Below are 16,853 nucleotides of genomic sequence, written 5' to 3'. Positions count from 1 at the left end.
CGAGGGGGCCCCGCACAACGAGGTCGGGCTCGCCCGGACGCAGCACGCGCTTGGTGCCGTCGCGGGCGGGGATCGCCAGCCACCGCGCGTCGATCCATCCCGTGTCCGCCCGGAGGTCGTCGACCGCGCCCACCTCCGCCGCCGCGCCGGCTCCGCCCGCCCCGGTGACGTCCGTCGTCGAGCCCGCGCCGGCCGAGCCCGCACCGGCCGCCGGGCCGGTCGTCGCCGCAGGACCCGCGCAGGGCACAGCCGCCGCGGCGGTGACCGCACCCGACGTGCCGACGCCGCGCACCACGCCACGCCACCAGTCCTCGACCGACGCATCCATGAGCCCGTCGTCGGGCGCGCCCGCCCCGGCCACCGGTGACGGGCGTCCTGGCGCGCACGTCACGGAGGCCGCGGCTGCGACCGCGGAGGACCGCGCCGCTGCCGCCGAGCGCGCGGCCGAGGCGCGGGCGGCAGCGGACCGTGCGGCCGCGGACCAGGCCGCCGCCGAGCGCGCGACGGCCGAGCGACGTGCGGCCGAGCGGGAGGCCGCCGACCGCGCGGCCGCCGAGCGCACCGCCGCGGAGAAGGCTGCCCGTGACGAGGAGACCGCACGTCAGGCCGCTGCCGACGCCGCAGCCGCGCAGCAGGCCGCCGAGGCGCGCGCCGCCGCGGAGAGGGCGGCGGCCGAGAAGGCGGCCGCCGAGCGCGCGGCGGAGGAGAAGGCCGCAGAGGAGAAGGCCGCTCAGGAGCGCGCCGCGCGCACCGCCGCCGCGGCCGCACTGGTCGCCCCGCCGCCCCCGGCCCGCCCGGCGGCCCCGGTGGCGCCGCAGCAGCCGGCCGCCGTCAAGCCCGGGACGCCCCAGGCGCCGCGCAAGCCGCGCCCCACGCCGAAGGCCGACGAGGCCCCACCTGCACCGGGGGACCTGATCTGCGGGAGCTGCGGGGCGGGCAACGCGCCCACCCGCAAGTTCTGCCGCCGCTGCGGCACGAGCCTCGCCGACGCACCCGTCGCGCAGCGCCGGTCGTGGTGGAGCCGGCTGTGGCGCCCCGACCCGAAGGCTGCGCGCGCAGCGGGCTACCGGCCGCCGCGCCGGCGCCGCTTCCCGACGCGGCCCGTCGTGGCGATCGTCGTCATCGGCGCGATCGTCGCCGCCGTCCTGGCGTTCCGGCCCGAGATCGAGCGGGCGCGCATCTCGGTCCTCGACCGGATCCAGGGCAACACCGCCGTCAACCCGACGCAGATCGCCGCGTCGAGCGAGCTCCCCGAACGGCCCGCCAGGCAGATCCGCGACGGCGCGACCAACCTGCCGTGGTCGCCCGCGGCCCCCGGCGACGGGGTGGGGCAGTTCGTCGACATGGCGTTCGCGCAGCCCTTCCGGCTCACGCGCGTGCTCGTCATCCCGGGGTCGTCGGACGTCGAGAAGGACTACCTCGCCGGGTCGAGCCCGCGCGTCCTCACGCTCACCGCCACGACGTCGGCGGGCACCCAGCAGACCGTCGAGCTGCCGCTCGCCGACCGCGTCGGCCTACAGAGCGTCGCGACCGCGATCGACGACGTCGTGGCGGTCCGCCTGACGATCAGCTCCACGTACCGCGCGACGCCCGAGACGCACGTGGCGATCGCGGAGGTGGAGTTCCGCGGCCGCTCGTGACGCCGGACCCCGCCGCGACCGGCACCGGGGGCGGCAGCGCGTCACCGACGGCGAGCCCGAGCGTGTCGAGCATCGCGCGGTAGCCCTGCGTCGCGCGGTGCGCCGCAGCCGCGTCCCCGGCGGCCGTGAACGCGGTCACGAGCACGCGCCACGCGTGGTCCCGGCACTCGTCGAGCCGGATGGCCCGGGTCGCGGCGACGACGGCGCGGTCGAAGCGGCCCCGCTCCATCTCCAGCTCGGCGAGCTCGACGGCGGCGTCGGCGGCCGTCAGCCGCAGCCGCTCCCGCTCGGCGACCACCCAGTCGGCGGGCCCGTCCTCGGGCAGCAGGTCGCCGGTGTAGAGGTCGACGGCCCGGGCGAGCTCGGCGCGCGCACCCGTGTCGTCGCCCGCGGCCCGCAGCCGCCGGGCCTCGCGCACCGCACGGTCGAGCTGGGCGACGTCGCTCGTCGACCCGGGGCGCAGCACGAGCGTGTACGTCTCGCCGTCGCGCACGACGAGGCGGCTGCTGCGCGTCGGGACGCCCGGCTCGAGCGCACGCCGGACCGCCGACAGGCTCACGTGCAGGTTGTGCAGCGCCGCGCGCGGGTCGAGGTCGCCCCACAGCGCCTCGGCGAGCTGCTCGCGGTGCACGGGCCGTCCGGCGTGCACCGCGAGCACCCGCAGCGCGGCACGGGCCCGCGGGCGGACGCCCGTCAGGTCCGCGTCGACCCCGTCGACCCGCAGCCGGAACTCCCCCAGGCAGCGGACGTCGACGAGCGGCACGCCGCCCCAGACCGGGTCGTCGACCGCGCGCGGACGCCGCACCGGGGAGCCGGGCGTGGCCGCGTCGAGCACCGCCCAGGGCCGCACGTCGACGCCGTGCTCGTCGGCGGTCGCGGCGGCGAGCGCGCGCAGCTCGGCGCCGCCGTCGGTGTCGGTCGCCGCGAGCGCGGCGTACGCGTAGGCGAGCGCGCCCGGTGATCCCGCCGTGCGGGCGACGGCCTCCGCGGTCCGGGCGTCCTGGCGCGCCTCGGGGAGCTGCTGTGCCGCGGACGCGAGCGCACGGCACGCGGTCGTCCACGCCGCCGGGACCGCCGCGTCGAGGTCGCGCCACCGCCGGTCGAGGTCGTCCCAGACGTCGGGCTCGGGCGACCCCGCGGCCAGCGCCGCGAGGGCCGACCACGTCAGGACCAGTGCCGCACCCCACGGGTCCCCCGACCGTTCCGACCGGGCGGCGATCGCCGCCGCCTCCGCCCTCGCCGTGCGCGTGCCGTCCGCGCCGACCACCAGGCCGTGCGCGAGCCGGGCGAGCCACGGCAGGTCGTGCGCCCGCGCCGCGGTGTGCACGCGGTCGAGCGTCGTGAGGGTCCGCCCGGAAGCTCCGGGCGTGAGGACCGCGTCGGCGAGCGCGGCCGCCAGGGCCAGCGCCGGTGGCGCGTCGGGGTCGGCGGCCGCCCGGCGCAGCGCGTCGCGACCGGACCGGTGCGCGCCCGCGAGCACGAGGGACAGCCCCTCCGCGAGCGCGCGGTCCACGCCGGTGAGCAGCGCGGCGCCCTGCGCAGCCGCCGCGGGGTCCCGCCGGGTCGCCGCCCGGACGACGGACGCCCACGTGCCCGCGGCGGTGGACGTCCAGTCGGCGTCGTGCACGTGCACCGACGGGGTGGGTGCGGCGTCGTCGCGCGCCACGAGCACGGCCCGTTGCCGCCACGTGGCGGTCGCCGCGGGGCCGAGGTGCGCGGCGTGCGCGCTCCGCAGGTGGCGGTGCAGCACGCGGGGCAGGCGGTAGCGGACGCCGTCGTCGGTGCGCGCGAGCGACCAGCGCCGGTCCAGGGTGCGCAGCACGTCCGCCGCACCGTCGGCCGCCGGGTCCGGGTCACCGACGAGGTCGGCGACCCGTCGGGCCGTGAGCTCGTCGAAGGCCGACCCCCAGTGCAGGACGTCGAGGTGCGCGCGGTCGAGCGGGGCGAGCACCTCGTCGACCAGGTAGTCGCGCACGTACCCGGTGTCGGTGTCGAGGCTGCGCACCGCGCGCCTCCGGTCCGCGGGCAGCAGCCCCGACGTCGACCGGTGGAACAGGTGCACGGCCGCGGCCCAGCCCTCGGTCTCGTCGGTCAGCAGCTCCACGTCGTCGGGCGCCAGCGGGTGCCCGTACACGTCGCGGAACAGCCGGTCGACCTCCCACACGCGCAGCCGCAGGTCGTCGGCGTCGAGCACCACCGGCGGCGGGAACTCCGAGCGCGCGAGGCTGAACGTGGGCCGCCGCACGGTCCCGATGAGCACGTGCACGTCGGGCGACGACGACAGCAGCAGCCGCTCGAGGTCGTCCTCGACGCGCCCGACGAGCAGCTCGTGCGCGTCGTCGAGCACCAGCAGCGTCGGCGCGTGCCGCGCGAGGACGGCCCGCCCGACCTCGTCCGGGGCCAGGACGTCGGTGTGCGCACCCGACCGCACCGCGACGCCCGCGGGTGTGCACCGCCCCCAGACGACGGGCAGCCGGCTCGTGCGCGCCCACTGCCGCATGACGGTCGTCTTGCCCGAGCCGCGCGGCCCCACCACCAGGCCGCACCGCGTCGTCAGGACGTCGTCCAGCCGGTGCATCAGCGCACGCCTGACCACGCCTCGACCGGCGGCCGGGACGCTCGCGCCCACCGCCGGGTCGGCGACGGCATCGCGCCCTCGCGACATCGAGCCCCCCGGACCCCCTGGGTGCCGGGCAGCCCCCGTCGCCGGCACCTCTTCGGCGATCCTCGCAAAGTCACGGGCCCCACGACAGGGCGATACCGGGCGAAATACTGCGATACGGGATGTGGCGACGGCCGGACGACGACCGGTCGCCGCGAGGTTCGACGGATGCCCTGGGCTTCGACCGTGCCGCCTGGCACGTCGACCAGACCGTCGGTGAGATCACGTTCACCCCGCCAGGGCTCCGGGTCACCGCGCCCGTGCACGTCGTCGGCTCCTACGACCCGACGGACGGCACCTGGCTGTGCGGCTGGGACCACCCGTCGGTGCCCGAGCCCCTCGCGGGCGCCGGCAGCACTCAGGACACGTGACCCCGTAGCAGGCGTCGCCAGTAGATCTGCGGCTCGAGGTAGCGGTCGAAGACCAGGAGGCTGCGCCGCGGCCGGGCCAGGTCCGGGACGCGCACGGTGGGCTCGGGCCGGCCGCCACGGTCGAACTCGGCGAGCAGCAGGCGGCTGCGTGACGTCGTGACCGGGCCGACGGAGTACCCGTCGTAGTGGCGCATCGTGGCACCCGTGCGACGTGCGGCGATGTTGTGCGCGACGACGGGGACCTGCTTGCGCAGGGCGCCGCCCGACGGGAGGGCGTCGACCTCGGCGGCGTCGCCGAGACCCCACACGTGCGGGTGGTCGCGGTGCTGCAGGGTCTGCGGGTCGACGGCGAGGAAGCCGTCGCTCGCGGGCGACGTGAGACCGCTGGACGCCAGCCACTGCGGCGCGCGGTGCGGCGGGGCGACGTACAGCGCGTCGTACGCGAGCTCGTCGGGACCCTGCGGGGTCCGCAGCCGGAGCCGCCGTGCCGGGCCGTCGACGTGCTCGACCGCGGTCGACGTCCGGACGCGCACGCCGTACTCCTCGGCGGCCGCCCGCAGCTCGCGGTCGGACTCCGGCAGGTCGACCAGCCGGTCGCCCTCGAGCAGCAGCTCGATCGTGATCGCGTCGAGCACACCCGTCCGTCGCCAGTGGTCGGCGGCGAGGAACAGCGGCTTGAGCCCGACGGGGGCGCACGGGACGTGCCGGTCGCTGATCGCGAACACCGCCGTCCCGGACGTGAGGGACGACAGGAGGTCCCAGGTCGCCGGGGCGTGCTCCGGCAGGTAGCTCGTCGACGCCGACCCGGCGCGCACGGCGTCCTGCGCACCCGGCACCGCGTCCCAGTCCACCTGCGACCCGGGGCAGACCGCGAGGTCGGTGTACGTGAGCTCGCCGCCGCTCGCCAGCCGCACGGCGGACCGCGCGGGGTCGACCGCGGTGACCGCGTCCTGGTACCACCGCACCCCCGGCGGCATCGCCTCGGCCTGCGGCCGGCGCAGGTCGTCGAGGGTCGCCATGCCGCCCGCGACGTACGACAGGAGCGGCCGGTACTCGTGGACGTCCTTGGGCTCGACGACGGCGACGTCGCGGCACCCGTCGCGGCGCAGCTTCGCCGCGAGCGAGATGCCGGCGTTGCCGCCGCCGATCACGAGGACGTCGTGGTGATGGGGACCGGTCACGATCGGGACCACGCTCCGTGTGCGTCGGGGACGCGTCACGCTACGTCCGGACGGCCGCGACCGCGCGTCGGGGACCGTCCCTACGCGGGCACGGGCGCCGGACGGGCGGCGTCGTCGTCCGCGGGGGCGTCGTGCCAGCGGGCGCGACCGACGAGCGTGCGCGTCGCGGGCAGCCGCGCGAACGCCAGGAAGATCCCGTACCCCACCGCGCCCCCGAGGGCGTTGCACACCAGGTCGTGCACGTCGGCGACGTGACCTCCGCCGAGGAGGTGGGCGGTGACGCCCTGCGTGGCCTCGATCGCCAGGCTGACGCCGGCCGTGACCGCCACGGCCCGCCACCACGTCGCCCGGGCCACGAGCAGCGGCACGAGGAACCCGAGCGGCACGAACACCGCGACGTTCATGACCGCGTCGGCGACCTCGTACGGCGTCCACGGCGCGAGCAGGACGTGGTCGCTCCACGGACCGCTGCTCACGGGCTTGTCGAGGTAGATCGGGAAGACCGTGTGCGCGACGACGCCGGCGGCGTAGACGCAGAGCACGACCGCGACGGCGGCGCGCGGGACGGAGAACCGGCCGCGGCGGGCCAGCGACCACAGCAGCACCGCGAGGACCGCGACGGCGAGGGGGACGACGACCGGGAGGACGGGGACCTGACGAAACACGCGTGACCTGTTCTGTGCGACGACGCTCCGGCACGTCGACGCGTCGACGGCACGGCGCCACGGTGCCAGCCGTGGCCTCGCAGGTCATCAGCCCGTGGTCGGACGGCGGGTCTGCCGGGGGCATGTCCGCGGACGGACGGGGTGCCGGTGGCGTGCCGAGAGGGGGGTGGCACGCCACCGGCGCTCGGGCGGTCCGCGGTTGACGCGACCGTCGGCCCACCCGCCCGGACCCGGCGGACGCGCCGTCGGGTCCTCTGCGAATCTAGCGATCCGGACATCTCCTGCCCAGGGGTGCCCCGCCCCCGGGCGTGCTCATGTCGCTGCCCGCTCCGCCGCTGCGGCGGCCCGCTCCGTCAGGAGCCGACGCTCGCGCGGCGTCGGCGCGATCGTCGCGGCGTGCTCGAGCTCGACGGCGGCCTCGTCGTACCGGCCGAGCCGCGTGAGCACCTCGGCGCGCACGGCACCGAGCAGGTGGTAGAGCGCGAGGCGCGGGTCGTCGCGGATCGCGTCGACGGCCGCGAGCGCCGCCTCGGGACCGTCGGCGTGCAGCACCGCGACGGCCCGGTTGAGGTCGACCACCGGCGACGGGGCGAGCTGCGCGAGCGCGTCGTACAGCGCGACGACGGCCTCCCAGTCGGTGTCCTCGAACCGGGCGGCGCGGCTGTGGCACGCGGCGATCGCCGCCTGGAGCGTGTACGGGCCGAGCGGCCGGCCGAGCGTCGTCGCCCGGTCGAGCGCCGCGAGCCCGTGCATGACGAGCGTGCGGTCCCACCGGTTGCGGTCCTGGTCCGCGAGCAGCACCGGCTCGTCGGACGCGTCGGTGCGCGCGTCGAACCGCGACGCCTGCAGCTCCATGAGCGCGACGAGCCCGTGCACCTCGGGCTCGCGCGGCAGCAGGCCGGTGAGCGCACGCCCCAGGCGCATCGCCTCCGCCGCGAGGTCGCGCCGCACCCACGCGTCGCCGCTGGTCGCGGAGTGCCCCTCCGTGAACACGAGGTAGACGACCTCCAGCACCGACGCGAGCCGCGCGGGCAGCTCGTCGGCCTGCGGCACCTCGAACGGCACCTGCGCCTCGGCGAGCGTGCGCTTCGCGCGGGAGATCCGCTGCCCGATCGTCGGCGACGGGACCAGGAACGCGCGCGCGACCTCGTCCGTCGTCAGGCCGCAGAACAGCCGGAGCGTGAGCGCGACGCGCGACTCGCGCGGCAGGACCGGGTGGCACGTGAGGAAGACGAGCGCGAGCAGGTCGTCCTCGACCGGCCGGTCGACGACCGCGTCGGCGGGGGGCTCGTGCCGCCCGTCCGCCGCCGCGAGCGCGTACTTCACGTCCCGCGTCTGCTCCCGCCGGATCGTGTCGACCGCCCGGCGCCGGGCCGCCGTCATCAGCCAGGCGCCCGGCCGGTCCGGGACGCCGTCGCGCGGCCACTGCTCGAGCGCCTGGACGAACGCGTCCTGCGCGAGCTCCTCCGCGAGCCCGACGTCCCGGACCAGCCGGGTGAGCGCGGCGACGAGCCGCGGTGACTCGATCCGCCAGACGGCCTCGACCGTGCGTCGCGGGTCGGTCATCGTCGCGTCCCGTCGCCTCGCCGCCGGGCGTCAGCCGTGCTGCGCCTTGATCTGCTCGGCGAGCTTCTCCTCCGCCGCCGCGACCTCGGGCGTGTACGCGTCGCCGAAGTCCTCGATCGACGCGATCGGCCGGATCTCGAGGACCGCGCGCGGCCCGGACTGGTTCGCGGGGCAGCGCTTGGCCCACTCGACGGCCTCCTCGAGCGAGGACACCTCCCAGATCCAGTAGCCCGCGATCAGCTCCTTCGCCTCGACGAACGGGCCGTCGACGACCGACGTCGTGCCGCCCTCGAACACGACGCGAGCCCCGCGCGCGCTCGGCAGCAGACCCTCGCCGCCGAGCATGATCCCCGCCTGGACCAGCTCGTCGTTGTAACGGCCCATCTGCTCGAACATCTCGGTGGTCGGCTCGATCTTGTCCTCGTCGGCGCCCGCACCCTCGATCATCACCAGGACCTTCATGACCGTCTCCTCCTCGTGGTGGTCCGCCCCGACGGTAGTGCCGGGGCGCCTCTCACTCCCCTCGTCGAACGGCCCCACCGTTCTTCGACACGCCTTCCCGACGAGTTTCCGGACGTGTCTGCCGCCACGGCACGGCACCGAGGAGGGCGCCGGCGGCGAGGCCGAGTCCGTGGCCGTCGAGCGCGACGGTGAGCGCGACGGCGACGACGCCCGCGAGCGCGGCGGCGGCCGGGAGCGCGACGCGGCCGCCGCGGTGGCGGAGGTCGGCGACGAGCAGCGCGACGACGACGCTCGCGACAGGCCCCGCCACGAGGTAGCCGGGGCCGAGGCCTGTGAGCAGGACGTACGGGACCCAGAACGTCGCGTAGACGAACGGCAGGAGCGGAGGCGTCGCGCGCTCGCGCCACGCGCGGACCAGCAGGAAGCCCACCAGGCCGCCGACGGCGTCGGACGTGCCCGCCTCGACGAGCGAGGGGTCCGCGACGGTGAGCACGACTGCCGCGACGAGCCCGCCGCCGAGCCACCACCCGGTCCCCCACCGGCGCTCGACGGCCCACCCGACGAGCGCGAGGCCCGCGAGGTTGAACGCGTACTGGCCCCACCACGACTGCACGAGCATCGACGACCCGAGGCGCCACCACTCACCGTCCGCGACGAGCGCCGGGTCGCGGGCCAGCGCGTCGTGCACCGCCGGCACGAGCAGCCCGACGACGCCGAGCACCGCCACGACGACGACGGCGACGACGGTCGCCCACGGCCGTCGTGACCCCCACGCCCGCCGCGACGGCGGCACCGTGCCGGGTGGAGCCGGCGGGTCCGACGGCGGCGGTGGGCCCGGTCGATCGGGAGGTTCCGACGGCGGCGGCGTCACAACCGGGGGACGCCGCGGCGGATGCGGTCGGTGAGCGCCTCGTACGTCGACCCCGGGCCCTCCCAGCGCGACTCGACGAACCACGTGGCGCCGGCCTCCGCGAGCGCGGCGGCGTGGTCGTGCGCCTCCGCCGGGTCCTCGGGCAGCACACCCTGCAGGACGATCTCGAACGGGCCGGCGTCGGGCGCGCGGTGCTCGCGCACCCACGCGGCGATCTCGGCGACGTGCTCCGGGCCGAGGTGCTCCATCGCGCGGTCGCCACGCAGCTGCGGCACCACGCCGTCGTAGCGGACCGCGCGCCCCATCGACCGGTCGCTCGGGAACGCCCCGACGACCCAGATCGGCACGCGCGGCCGCTGGACCGGGCGGGTGCTGATGCGCAGGTCCTCGACCTTGTGGTGGTGGCCCTCGTAGGAGAACGTCTCGCCGCGGAACGCGAGGTCGAGGATCGCGAGGTGGTCGTCGAGCAGCTCGGCGCGCTCGCGCGTGCTCGTGAGCTCACCGGACACGCCGACGAACCCGCGGTCGATCGGCACGCCCAGCCCCGCGGGGATGACGAGCCGCCCGTGCGACAGGTGGTCGACGGTCACGGCCTGGCGCGCGACGACCCACGGCCGCCGACGCGGCAGCGCGAACACGAGCGCGCCGAGCGTGATCCGCTGCGTCCGGACCGCCGCAGCCGCGAGCACCGCCCACGGGTCCCACACGTCGTCGTCGAGCCCGAGGTCGATCGCGTCCCAGGTGAAGAACCCGTCCCAGCCGGACTCCTCGGCGTCGACCGCCATCCCGAGCACCTGCTCCGTCGTGCCGAACGTGCCGACGATGCCGAACTTCATCGTTTCCCCTGTCGTCGCAGCCGATGCCGGCGACGCTAGCGACGACCTCCGACATCCCCCGGCCGCCGGGTGCCGCACGAAAGGCCTTGGGGATGTCGGTGGTCCGTCGCAGGATGGCCGCGTGACCGACGACGCCCACGCACCGGCGAGCCCGGCCGGTCCGGCACCGTCCGAGCCGTCCGACCCGGCGGCTGAACGGTTGCCCGACGACGACGCCCAGCCCGACCGCCCGGGGTGGGTGCGCGACACGGTCGTGTTCCTGTCGGGCCAGACGGTGTCGCTGTTCGGCTCGATGCTCGTGCAGTACGCGGTCCTGTGGCACCTGACGCTCGAGACCCGTTCCGGCGCGGTCCTGGCGCTGTCGTCGGTGTTCGGCTTCCTCCCGCAGGCCGTCGTCTCGATCTTCGGCGGCGTCTGGGCGGACCGGCACAACCGCAAGCTGCTCGTCGTGGGCGCCGACGCGACGATCGCGGTCACGACGCTCGCGCTCGCGCTGCTCATGCTGTCCGGCCACGACGACCTGTGGCTGATCTACGCGGCTCTCGCGATCCGCTCGGCGGGCGCCGGCGTGCAGACCCCGGCGGTCGCGGCCCTCGTCCCGCAGATCGTCCCGACCCGCCACCTCATGCGCGTCAACGGCATCAACGCCACGATCCAGTCCGCGATGATGCTCGTCGCCCCGGCCGCTGCGGCCGCGGTGTACGCGAGCGCGGACATCGTCGCGGTGTTCTTCGTCGACGTCGTCACCGCGGTGCTCGGCATCGGGATGCTGCTGCTCGTGCCCGTCGCGACGATCGTCCGGACGCACGGCGAGGACGGTCCGACGAGCTACTTCGGTGACCTCGTCGGAGGCGTGCGCTACGTCGCGGGGCACGCGTTCGTCCGCTGGGTGCTCGTGCTGTTCGCGGTCGTGTTCGTGCTGATCGTCGCGCCGTCCTACCTGACGCCGCTCATGGTCGCGCGCACGTTCGGCCCCGAGGTCTGGAAGCTCACCGCGAACGAGCTCGCGTTCAGCGTCGGGATGCTGCTCGGCGGCGGCGCCGTCGCGGCGTGGGCCGCGAACCGCAGCCGCGTGGGCCTCATCGTCGGGTCGACGCTCGCGTTCGGCGGCATCTCGATCGGGCTCGGCGTCTCGACGAACCTCTGGGTGTTCCTCGGGTTCATGTTCCTGCTCGGCCTCGCGGTGCCGTTCTTCTCGACGCCGTCGACGACCGTCCTGCAGGAGACGGTCGAGCCCGAGATGCAGGGACGGGTCTTCGGGTTCGTCGGCATCGTCATGGCGGTCGCGATGCCGCTCGGCATGGCCGTCTTCGGGCCGCTCGCGGACGTGGTGAGCGTCGAGCTGCTGCTCGTGCTGGCGGGCGCGGCGCTGTTCGTCGTCGTGGGCGTCGCGCTCGCGCTCCCGTCGGGCCGGCGGGCCGTCGAGGAGGCGCGACGTCAGGCCGCCGGGACGCCGGAGGACGCCGCGACGACGGACGCGGTGTCGACCGACGCCTGAGCACCGCCCGCCACCGTCACCGTCGACGCGAGGCCCGGTCGGCCCGCACGGCGCGCCGGCGTCAGGCGAGCCGTGCGACCGGCTGGCGCAGGATCGTGCGCAGCTTCTCGGGGGCCGTCCGGCGGGCGTCGCCGAGGTAGATCTCGTGGTGCTTGCCCGTCAGACGCAGGCCGTGCGCGGGCACGAACTCGTGGTGCAGCGCGTCGAGCACGGGCCCCTCGGCGTCGTACGGGCCGACGTGCAGGGTCTGGACGCACAGCCCCTCGTCGAGCCGCTCGAGCCGGACGTCGTCGAGCCGCGGCGCACCGCCCTTGCGCGCGACGGTCGCCCGCGCGGTCTCGACGTGCTCGGCGGTGAGCCAGTCCGGCGTGAGGATCAGCAGCGTCCAGTCCCAGCGGGACTTGTCGCGCGCGCCGGTGAAGGACTCCATGTCGTCGGACCACCACAGGCCCTCGAGCGGCATGACGGTGTAGTCGCGGCCCAGCTCGTTCTTGCTGAGGAACTTCAGCGCGTACGCGAGCGGGAAGAGCGACGACACCGACGCGCTGTACTCGGGGGCGTTGTTCGGGTCGCCGTGGCCGTCGACCGCGAGGTACGTCAGCGGTGAGACCTCGACGACGTCGAACCGCCCGCGCCGCGCGGTGTACGTGGGGATCTCCCTCTTGAGGTCGACCTTCTCGACCGTAGGCCCGTCGCCCATCCGCCCTCCCGCGCGCGCCTCGCCTCCGTCGCCGTCCGCGCAGCATCGTGCCAGGCCCACGCGGCGGGACGTCAGGGCGCACCACCACCGGGATGCGGGACCCGTCGCGCTGCCGCAGGCTGAGGCCCCGCCCGCTGCGCCCCTCCCGGAGGTCCCGTGCCGACTGCCCTGCCGCCCGTCCGCGGTGTCGCCCTCGACGACGCCGTCACGCAGGTGCTCGGACCGGACGCGACGCTGCGCGACGCGCAGGCCGACGCGCTGCGCGGGCTCGCCGAGCGCGACACGCTGCTCGTGGCGCGGACCGGCGCGGGCAAGTCCGCGGTGTACGCGATCGCGACGCTCGTGGCGGCGCGTCTCACGCTCGTCGTCTCCCCGCTGGTCGCGCTCCAGCGGGACCAGGCGCAGTCGCTGCGCGAGGTCGGCCTGCGGGCCGCGACGGTGAGCTCGGCCGTGTCGCGCGCCCGTCAGACGCAGGCGCTCGACGACGCCGCGCACGGCCGGCTCGACGTCCTGCTGCTCGCACCCGAGCAGCTGCACCGCGGGCCGGTGGTCGAGGCGCTGCGCGACGCCGACGTGGGTCTGGTCGTCGTCGACGAGGCCCACTGCGTGAGCGAGTGGGGGCACGACTTCCGGCCCGACTACCTGCACGTGGCGTCGGCCGTGCGCGCGCTGGGCGGCCCGCGGGTGCTCGCCATGACGGCGACCGCGTCGGCGCACGCGCGCGAGGAGATCGTCGAGCGGCTGGCGCTGACCGACCCGCGCGTGCTCGTGCACGACGCCGACCGCCCCAACATCTGGCTCGGCGCGACGCCCGCGTCGACCCCGGCCGACCGCGACGCGCGCGTCGTCGAGGAGGTCCTGCGCACCGAGGGGGCGGTCGTCGTCTACGCCCGCACGCGCGCCCACACGACGGAGCTCGCCGGGCTGCTCGACCGCGCCGGACGACCCGCGCTCGTCTACCACGCCGGGCTCGCGGCGAAGGAGCGGGCGCGTGTGCAGGACACGTTCCTGAGCGGCCGGCACGACACGGTCGTCGCGACGAGCGCGTTCGGCATGGGCGTCGACCGGGCGGACGTGCGGGCCGTCGTGCACGCGGGTCCGCCGCCGTCGCTCGACGCGTACTACCAGGAGGTGGGCCGCGCCGGACGCGACGAGGAGCACGCGCGGGCGGTCGTCGTGCACCGGCCCGACGACACCGCGCTCAACCGGTTCCTGCGCAGCGGCGGCGGCGCCAAGCCCGGCACGCTGCGCGCGGTGCTCGCCGCGACCTCCGACGGCCCGGCGGACCGGTCCACCGTCGCCGAGCGGTCGGGCCTCGGCGCCCGCACGGTGTCCCGCGCGCTCGCCGAGCTCGCCGCGGCCGGAGCGGTGCGTGACGACGACGGGCTCTGGACCGCGACGGGCACGTCCGCCGCCGAGGCCGTCGCCGCGGTCACCGGGGCCCGCGAGCGCCGCGCGACCCTCGACGCGTCGCGTGTCGAGCTCGTCCGGACGTACACCGACACGACCGACTGCCGTCGGCGCCTGCTGCTCGAGCTGCTGGGCGAGGTGCGTCCCGACCCGTGCGGCGCGTGCGACTCGTGCGACCGGGGCACGAGCGCACCGGCCCGCTCGACGGGCGTCCGTCCCGGCCAGGCGGTGCGCCACGAGCGGTTCGGCGACGGGACCGTCTCGGTCGTCGAGGCCGACCGGCTGACGGTCCTGTTCGAGGAGCACGGGTACGTGACGCTCGACGCGGCCGTGGCCCTCGACTCGGAGCTGCTGACCGTCCGCTGACGCGGGCGTCGGCCTGCCGCACGGTCGACGGCCCGGCACGCTCGCCACGTCCGACACCGATACCGGTGTCGGTCGTCTGACCTGCGTCGCGACCCCTCTTCCGCGACGCCCGCCCCCCGGGTCATGATCGGCACGGGTGCCCGGTTCGTCCGGTGCGGCCCGCGGCACGTCCCGTCACACCGCAACGACGCTCCACGTTCCTGCACCGAACGCCCGAGAAGAGGACGGACCATGACGACACCCGACACCGTCGTGCTCGTGCACGGCCTGTGGATGACCCCGCGCTCGTGGGAGCACTGGGTCCCGTACTACGAGGCGAAGGGCTACCGGGTGCTCACCCCCGGCTACCCGGGCTTCGAGATCGAGGTCGAGGGCCTGCGGGAGAACCCCGAGGTCATCGCGCGGCTCACCGTGCCGGAGGTCGTCGACCACCTGGCCGCCGTGATCGACGGCCTGGACGCGCCGCCCATCATCATCGGTCACTCCTTCGGCGGGACGCTCACGCAGCTCCTGCTCGCGCGCGGCCTGGGCGCGGCCGGCGTCGCCGTCGACTCCGCACCGACGGAGGGCGTCCGCGTGACGCCGCCGTCGCAGCTGAAGTCGCTCAGCCCCGCGTTCACGAGCCTGCACAAGCGGCACGAGGCCGTCGCGTTCAGCCCGGAGCAGTTCCACTACGCGTTCGCGAACACCCTCAGCCGCGAGGAGTCCGACAAGGCGTACGAGCGGTACGCGATCGCGGCGCCCGGCGCGTGGATCTGGGCGTACGGGCTCATCGCGAACTACAAGCCCGGCCACCAGGAGACGTGGGTCGACTACAGCAAGGACCGTGCGCCGCTGCTGTTCATCGCGGGCGGCAAGGACCACATCATGCCCGCGTCCGTGAACCGCTCGAACGCCAAGCACTACGACAGGTCCCCGGCGGTGACCGAGCTCTTCGAGTTCCCCGACCGCGACCACTGGACGTGCGCGGCCCCCGGCTGGGAGGCCGTCGCCGACAAGGCGCTCGACTGGGCCGTCGCGCACGCCCGCGCCCGCGCCGACGCCTGAACCGCCCCCGCCCGGACGCTGCCCGGGGGTAGCGTCCGGGCATGGCGCGCGACGGAGGGCTCCGGCCCGTCGAGCTCGAGGAGCACGACGGCGATCCCGGCCCGCGCCCGGCGCCACTGCGGGACGACGACGACGCGGGTCCCGGTGCCACCGGGGGATGGCGCGCCCACCACGGCGCCCGGCGCGGGGCCCTCGTGGTCGGCGCGGCCGTCGCGGCGGCGGTCCTCGTACTGGGCGGCGTGCAGGTCGTGCTGGACCGGCGGGCGGCGGCCGCCGACGCGCGGATCGCCGCGCTGCCGGGGGCGAGCGCGGACGTCGGCACCGCGCTCACAGCGCTCTGGGAGCTCCCGCGTGACCTGCTGTGGTACCCGCTGCTGACCCAGGGCACGGCCGGGATCGGCCCGGCGATGCTGGACGACGGGGCGCACGCGGTCGTCGCGCGCGACCTGCGCACCGGCCGGGTGGCGTGGTCGGTGCCGATCGGTCCGCCGGTCGAGGTGCCCGAAGGCGGCTGGACGGGCTCGATCACCTGCGCACCGCCGGCGGCGGGCCTCGCGGACCCGAACCACGTGCCGGACGTCCTCGTGTGCCACACGTCCGACGTGCGGGCCGACACGCTCGACACGCCCGATGCGCCGGGCACGGCGCCGGCGCCGGCGGCGTGGTCCCGCGTGGTCGCGGTGGACCTGCGCACCCACACCGTCCGCTCGTCCGTCGACGTCCCCCGCACCCCGTCCGCCGCGGTGCTCGGCGACGTCGTCACCCTCGGTCTGCTCGACGACGAGCGGCACGTCGAGGTCGTGGCGGTCGACACGGCGACGGGCGCCGAGCGGTGGCGGTACCGCGACCCCGAGGCGCTGCCGGAGTACGCCGACGACGCGTCGTGGGTCTCCCTGAGCGCGGCCGGCGGGCACGTCGTCGTCCACGGCCCCGACGGCGAGGCGTACGCGCTCGACGCCGACGGCGCGCGCGTCGACGACCTCCGGGCGGACACGGGATGGATCGACGCGCGGTGGCTGGCGATCCCCGCCCGCGACGGCACCAAGCGCGTGCTGCGTCCGGGCGAGCCCGACCTCGTGGTGCGGGGCACCCTCGCGCCGCGCACGCTCGACGACGGCAGCGCGCCGGGTCTCGAGGTGTCGACCATCGGCTCGCGCGCGTGGGGCTGGGACGCGGCGACCGGTGCGCAGCGCTGGGAGAGCGACGTGGCGCTGTCGTCCCCGCTCGAGCAGACGGTCGCCGTCGTCGACGGACGCGTCCACACGACGGCCACGTCCGGTGTCAGGACGCTCGACGCGCGGACCGGCGAGCTGCTGTGGTCCTACGACGTCCCGGAGGGCGTCGTGCGCAGCGGCGTCATGTGCGACGGCCCGCACGTCACCTTCCTCACCAGCGCGGGCAGCGCCGAGGGTGACCTGGCGCTCGTCGTGCTCGACCGCCGCACCGGTGGGCTCGTCCGCAGGGTCCCGCTGCCCGCGGACGTGTCGTGGGCCTACCCGCTCGGACCGTACGTCCTCGGCGCGACCGATGAGCGCGCGGTGGTCCTCGGCTGAGCGGTCCCGCCGCCGGCGGCCGCCC

Annotated in this window: 14 protein-coding genes and 1 pseudogene; 6 read left to right on the top strand and 9 right to left on the bottom strand. The window is 76.3% G+C overall.

What is annotated here, in order from left to right; genetic code table 11:
- Positions 1-328 (bottom strand): annotated as a pseudogene (locus OMK64_RS14820) (hypothetical protein); the annotation flags it as partial.
- Between OMK64_RS14820 and OMK64_RS14815 the strand changes: the two are divergent.
- Positions 327-1,640, top strand: coding sequence for an NADase-type glycan-binding domain-containing protein (locus OMK64_RS14815; protein ID WP_272729134.1), 1,314 nt, complete (start codon positions 327-329; stop codon positions 1,638-1,640). The pseudogene OMK64_RS14820 and the gene OMK64_RS14815 sit on opposite strands and share 2 nt — an antisense overlap.
- On the opposite strand, the gene OMK64_RS14810 is transcribed toward OMK64_RS14815, so the two are convergent.
- Positions 1,567-4,305 (bottom strand): BTAD domain-containing putative transcriptional regulator, encoded by a 2,739-nt coding sequence (locus OMK64_RS14810; RefSeq protein WP_524536917.1) that lies wholly within the window; start codon positions 4,303-4,305, stop codon positions 1,567-1,569. The two genes, OMK64_RS14815 and OMK64_RS14810, sit on opposite strands and share 74 nt — an antisense overlap.
- A gap of 119 nt (positions 4,306-4,424) precedes the next feature.
- Here OMK64_RS14810 and OMK64_RS14805 point away from each other — a divergent pair, with 119 nt between their 5' ends.
- Entirely contained in the window at positions 4,425-4,673 is a 249-nt protein-coding gene (locus OMK64_RS14805) for a DUF6882 domain-containing protein (protein ID WP_272729132.1), read from the top strand.
- On the opposite strand, the gene OMK64_RS14800 is transcribed toward OMK64_RS14805, so the two are convergent.
- The 6 genes from OMK64_RS14800 to OMK64_RS14775 form a co-directional block, all read right to left on the bottom strand.
- Positions 4,661-5,854, bottom strand: a complete 1,194-nt coding sequence (locus OMK64_RS14800) for an NAD(P)/FAD-dependent oxidoreductase (protein WP_272729131.1) — start codon at positions 5,852-5,854, stop codon at positions 4,661-4,663. The genes OMK64_RS14805 and OMK64_RS14800 overlap by 13 nt on opposite strands.
- An 80-nt stretch (positions 5,855-5,934) precedes the next feature.
- On the bottom strand, positions 5,935-6,519 hold the full coding sequence (locus OMK64_RS14795; protein WP_272729130.1) for a VanZ family protein: 585 nt from the start codon (positions 6,517-6,519) through the stop codon (positions 5,935-5,937).
- Between the two features lie 312 nt (positions 6,520-6,831).
- Positions 6,832-8,085 (bottom strand): RNA polymerase sigma factor, encoded by a 1,254-nt coding sequence (locus OMK64_RS14790; protein WP_272729129.1) that lies wholly within the window; start codon positions 8,083-8,085, stop codon positions 6,832-6,834.
- 30 nt (positions 8,086-8,115) lie between these two features.
- On the bottom strand, positions 8,116-8,547 hold the full coding sequence (locus tag OMK64_RS14785) for a YciI family protein (RefSeq protein WP_272729128.1): 432 nt from the start codon (positions 8,545-8,547) through the stop codon (positions 8,116-8,118).
- A 52-nt stretch (positions 8,548-8,599) separates the two neighbouring features.
- Positions 8,600-9,340 carry a rhomboid family intramembrane serine protease gene (locus OMK64_RS14780; protein WP_272729127.1) on the bottom strand — a complete coding sequence of 247 codons (741 nt, stop codon included), beginning with the start codon at positions 9,338-9,340 and terminating at the stop codon, positions 8,600-8,602.
- Positions 9,341-9,414: 74 nt separating this feature from the next.
- A complete protein-coding gene (locus OMK64_RS14775) occupies positions 9,415-10,254 on the bottom strand; it encodes an LLM class flavin-dependent oxidoreductase (protein ID WP_272729126.1) in 840 nt (279 codons plus the stop codon).
- A gap of 121 nt (positions 10,255-10,375) precedes the next feature.
- Here OMK64_RS14775 and OMK64_RS14770 point away from each other — a divergent pair, with 121 nt between their 5' ends.
- Positions 10,376-11,752, top strand: coding sequence for an MFS transporter (locus OMK64_RS14770; RefSeq protein ID WP_272729125.1), 1,377 nt, complete (start codon positions 10,376-10,378; stop codon positions 11,750-11,752).
- A 61-nt stretch (positions 11,753-11,813) separates the two neighbouring features.
- Here the strand turns inward: OMK64_RS14770 and OMK64_RS14765 are convergent, their stop codons facing one another.
- Positions 11,814-12,452: a GyrI-like domain-containing protein gene (locus tag OMK64_RS14765; RefSeq protein WP_272729124.1), complete on the bottom strand. Its 639-nt coding sequence runs from the start codon at positions 12,450-12,452 to the stop codon at positions 11,814-11,816.
- Between the two features lie 156 nt (positions 12,453-12,608).
- On the opposite strand from OMK64_RS14765, the gene OMK64_RS14760 reads away from it, so the two are divergent.
- From OMK64_RS14760 to OMK64_RS14750, 3 genes are all read left to right on the top strand, one after another.
- Complete coding sequence (locus OMK64_RS14760) at positions 12,609-14,228, top strand: RecQ family ATP-dependent DNA helicase (protein WP_272729123.1); 1,620 nt, start codon at positions 12,609-12,611, stop codon at positions 14,226-14,228.
- A 231-nt stretch (positions 14,229-14,459) separates the two neighbouring features.
- Positions 14,460-15,275, top strand: a complete 816-nt coding sequence (locus OMK64_RS14755; RefSeq protein WP_272729122.1) for an alpha/beta hydrolase — start codon at positions 14,460-14,462, stop codon at positions 15,273-15,275.
- Between the two features lie 41 nt (positions 15,276-15,316).
- Positions 15,317-16,828, top strand: a complete 1,512-nt coding sequence (locus OMK64_RS14750) for a BamB-related PQQ repeat family beta-propellar protein (RefSeq protein WP_272729121.1) — start codon at positions 15,317-15,319, stop codon at positions 16,826-16,828.
- Positions 16,829-16,853 lie beyond the last annotated feature (25 nt).

The sequence above is a fragment of the Cellulomonas fimi genome (genome assembly GCF_028527925.1).
In the GTDB taxonomy this organism is placed as follows: domain Bacteria; phylum Actinomycetota; class Actinomycetes; order Actinomycetales; family Cellulomonadaceae; genus Cellulomonas; species Cellulomonas fimi_C.
Note: the sequence above shows the minus strand (reverse complement) of the source record. Positions and strands in the feature narration are given on the sequence as shown.

Excerpts from the sequence above, each read along its gene's own strand:
- OMK64_RS14765 (WP_272729124.1), bottom strand. The coding sequence starts at position 12,452 with ATGGGCGACGGGCCTACGGTCGAGAAGGTCGACCTCAAGAGGGAGATC.
- OMK64_RS14805 (WP_272729132.1), top strand. The coding sequence starts at position 4,425 with ATGTGGCGACGGCCGGACGACGACCGGTCGCCGCGAGGTTCGACGGAT.
- OMK64_RS14810 (WP_524536917.1), bottom strand. The coding sequence starts at position 4,305 with ATGTCGCGAGGGCGCGATGCCGTCGCCGACCCGGCGGTGGGCGCGAGC.
- OMK64_RS14815 (WP_272729134.1), top strand. The coding sequence starts at position 327 with ATGAGCCCGTCGTCGGGCGCGCCCGCCCCGGCCACCGGTGACGGGCGT.
- OMK64_RS14785 (WP_272729128.1), bottom strand. The coding sequence starts at position 8,547 with ATGAAGGTCCTGGTGATGATCGAGGGTGCGGGCGCCGACGAGGACAAG.
- OMK64_RS14790 (WP_272729129.1), bottom strand. The coding sequence starts at position 8,085 with ATGACCGACCCGCGACGCACGGTCGAGGCCGTCTGGCGGATCGAGTCA.
- OMK64_RS14750 (WP_272729121.1), top strand. The coding sequence starts at position 15,317 with ATGGCGCGCGACGGAGGGCTCCGGCCCGTCGAGCTCGAGGAGCACGAC.
- OMK64_RS14755 (WP_272729122.1), top strand. The coding sequence starts at position 14,460 with ATGACGACACCCGACACCGTCGTGCTCGTGCACGGCCTGTGGATGACC.
- OMK64_RS14775 (WP_272729126.1), bottom strand. The coding sequence starts at position 10,254 with ATGAAGTTCGGCATCGTCGGCACGTTCGGCACGACGGAGCAGGTGCTC.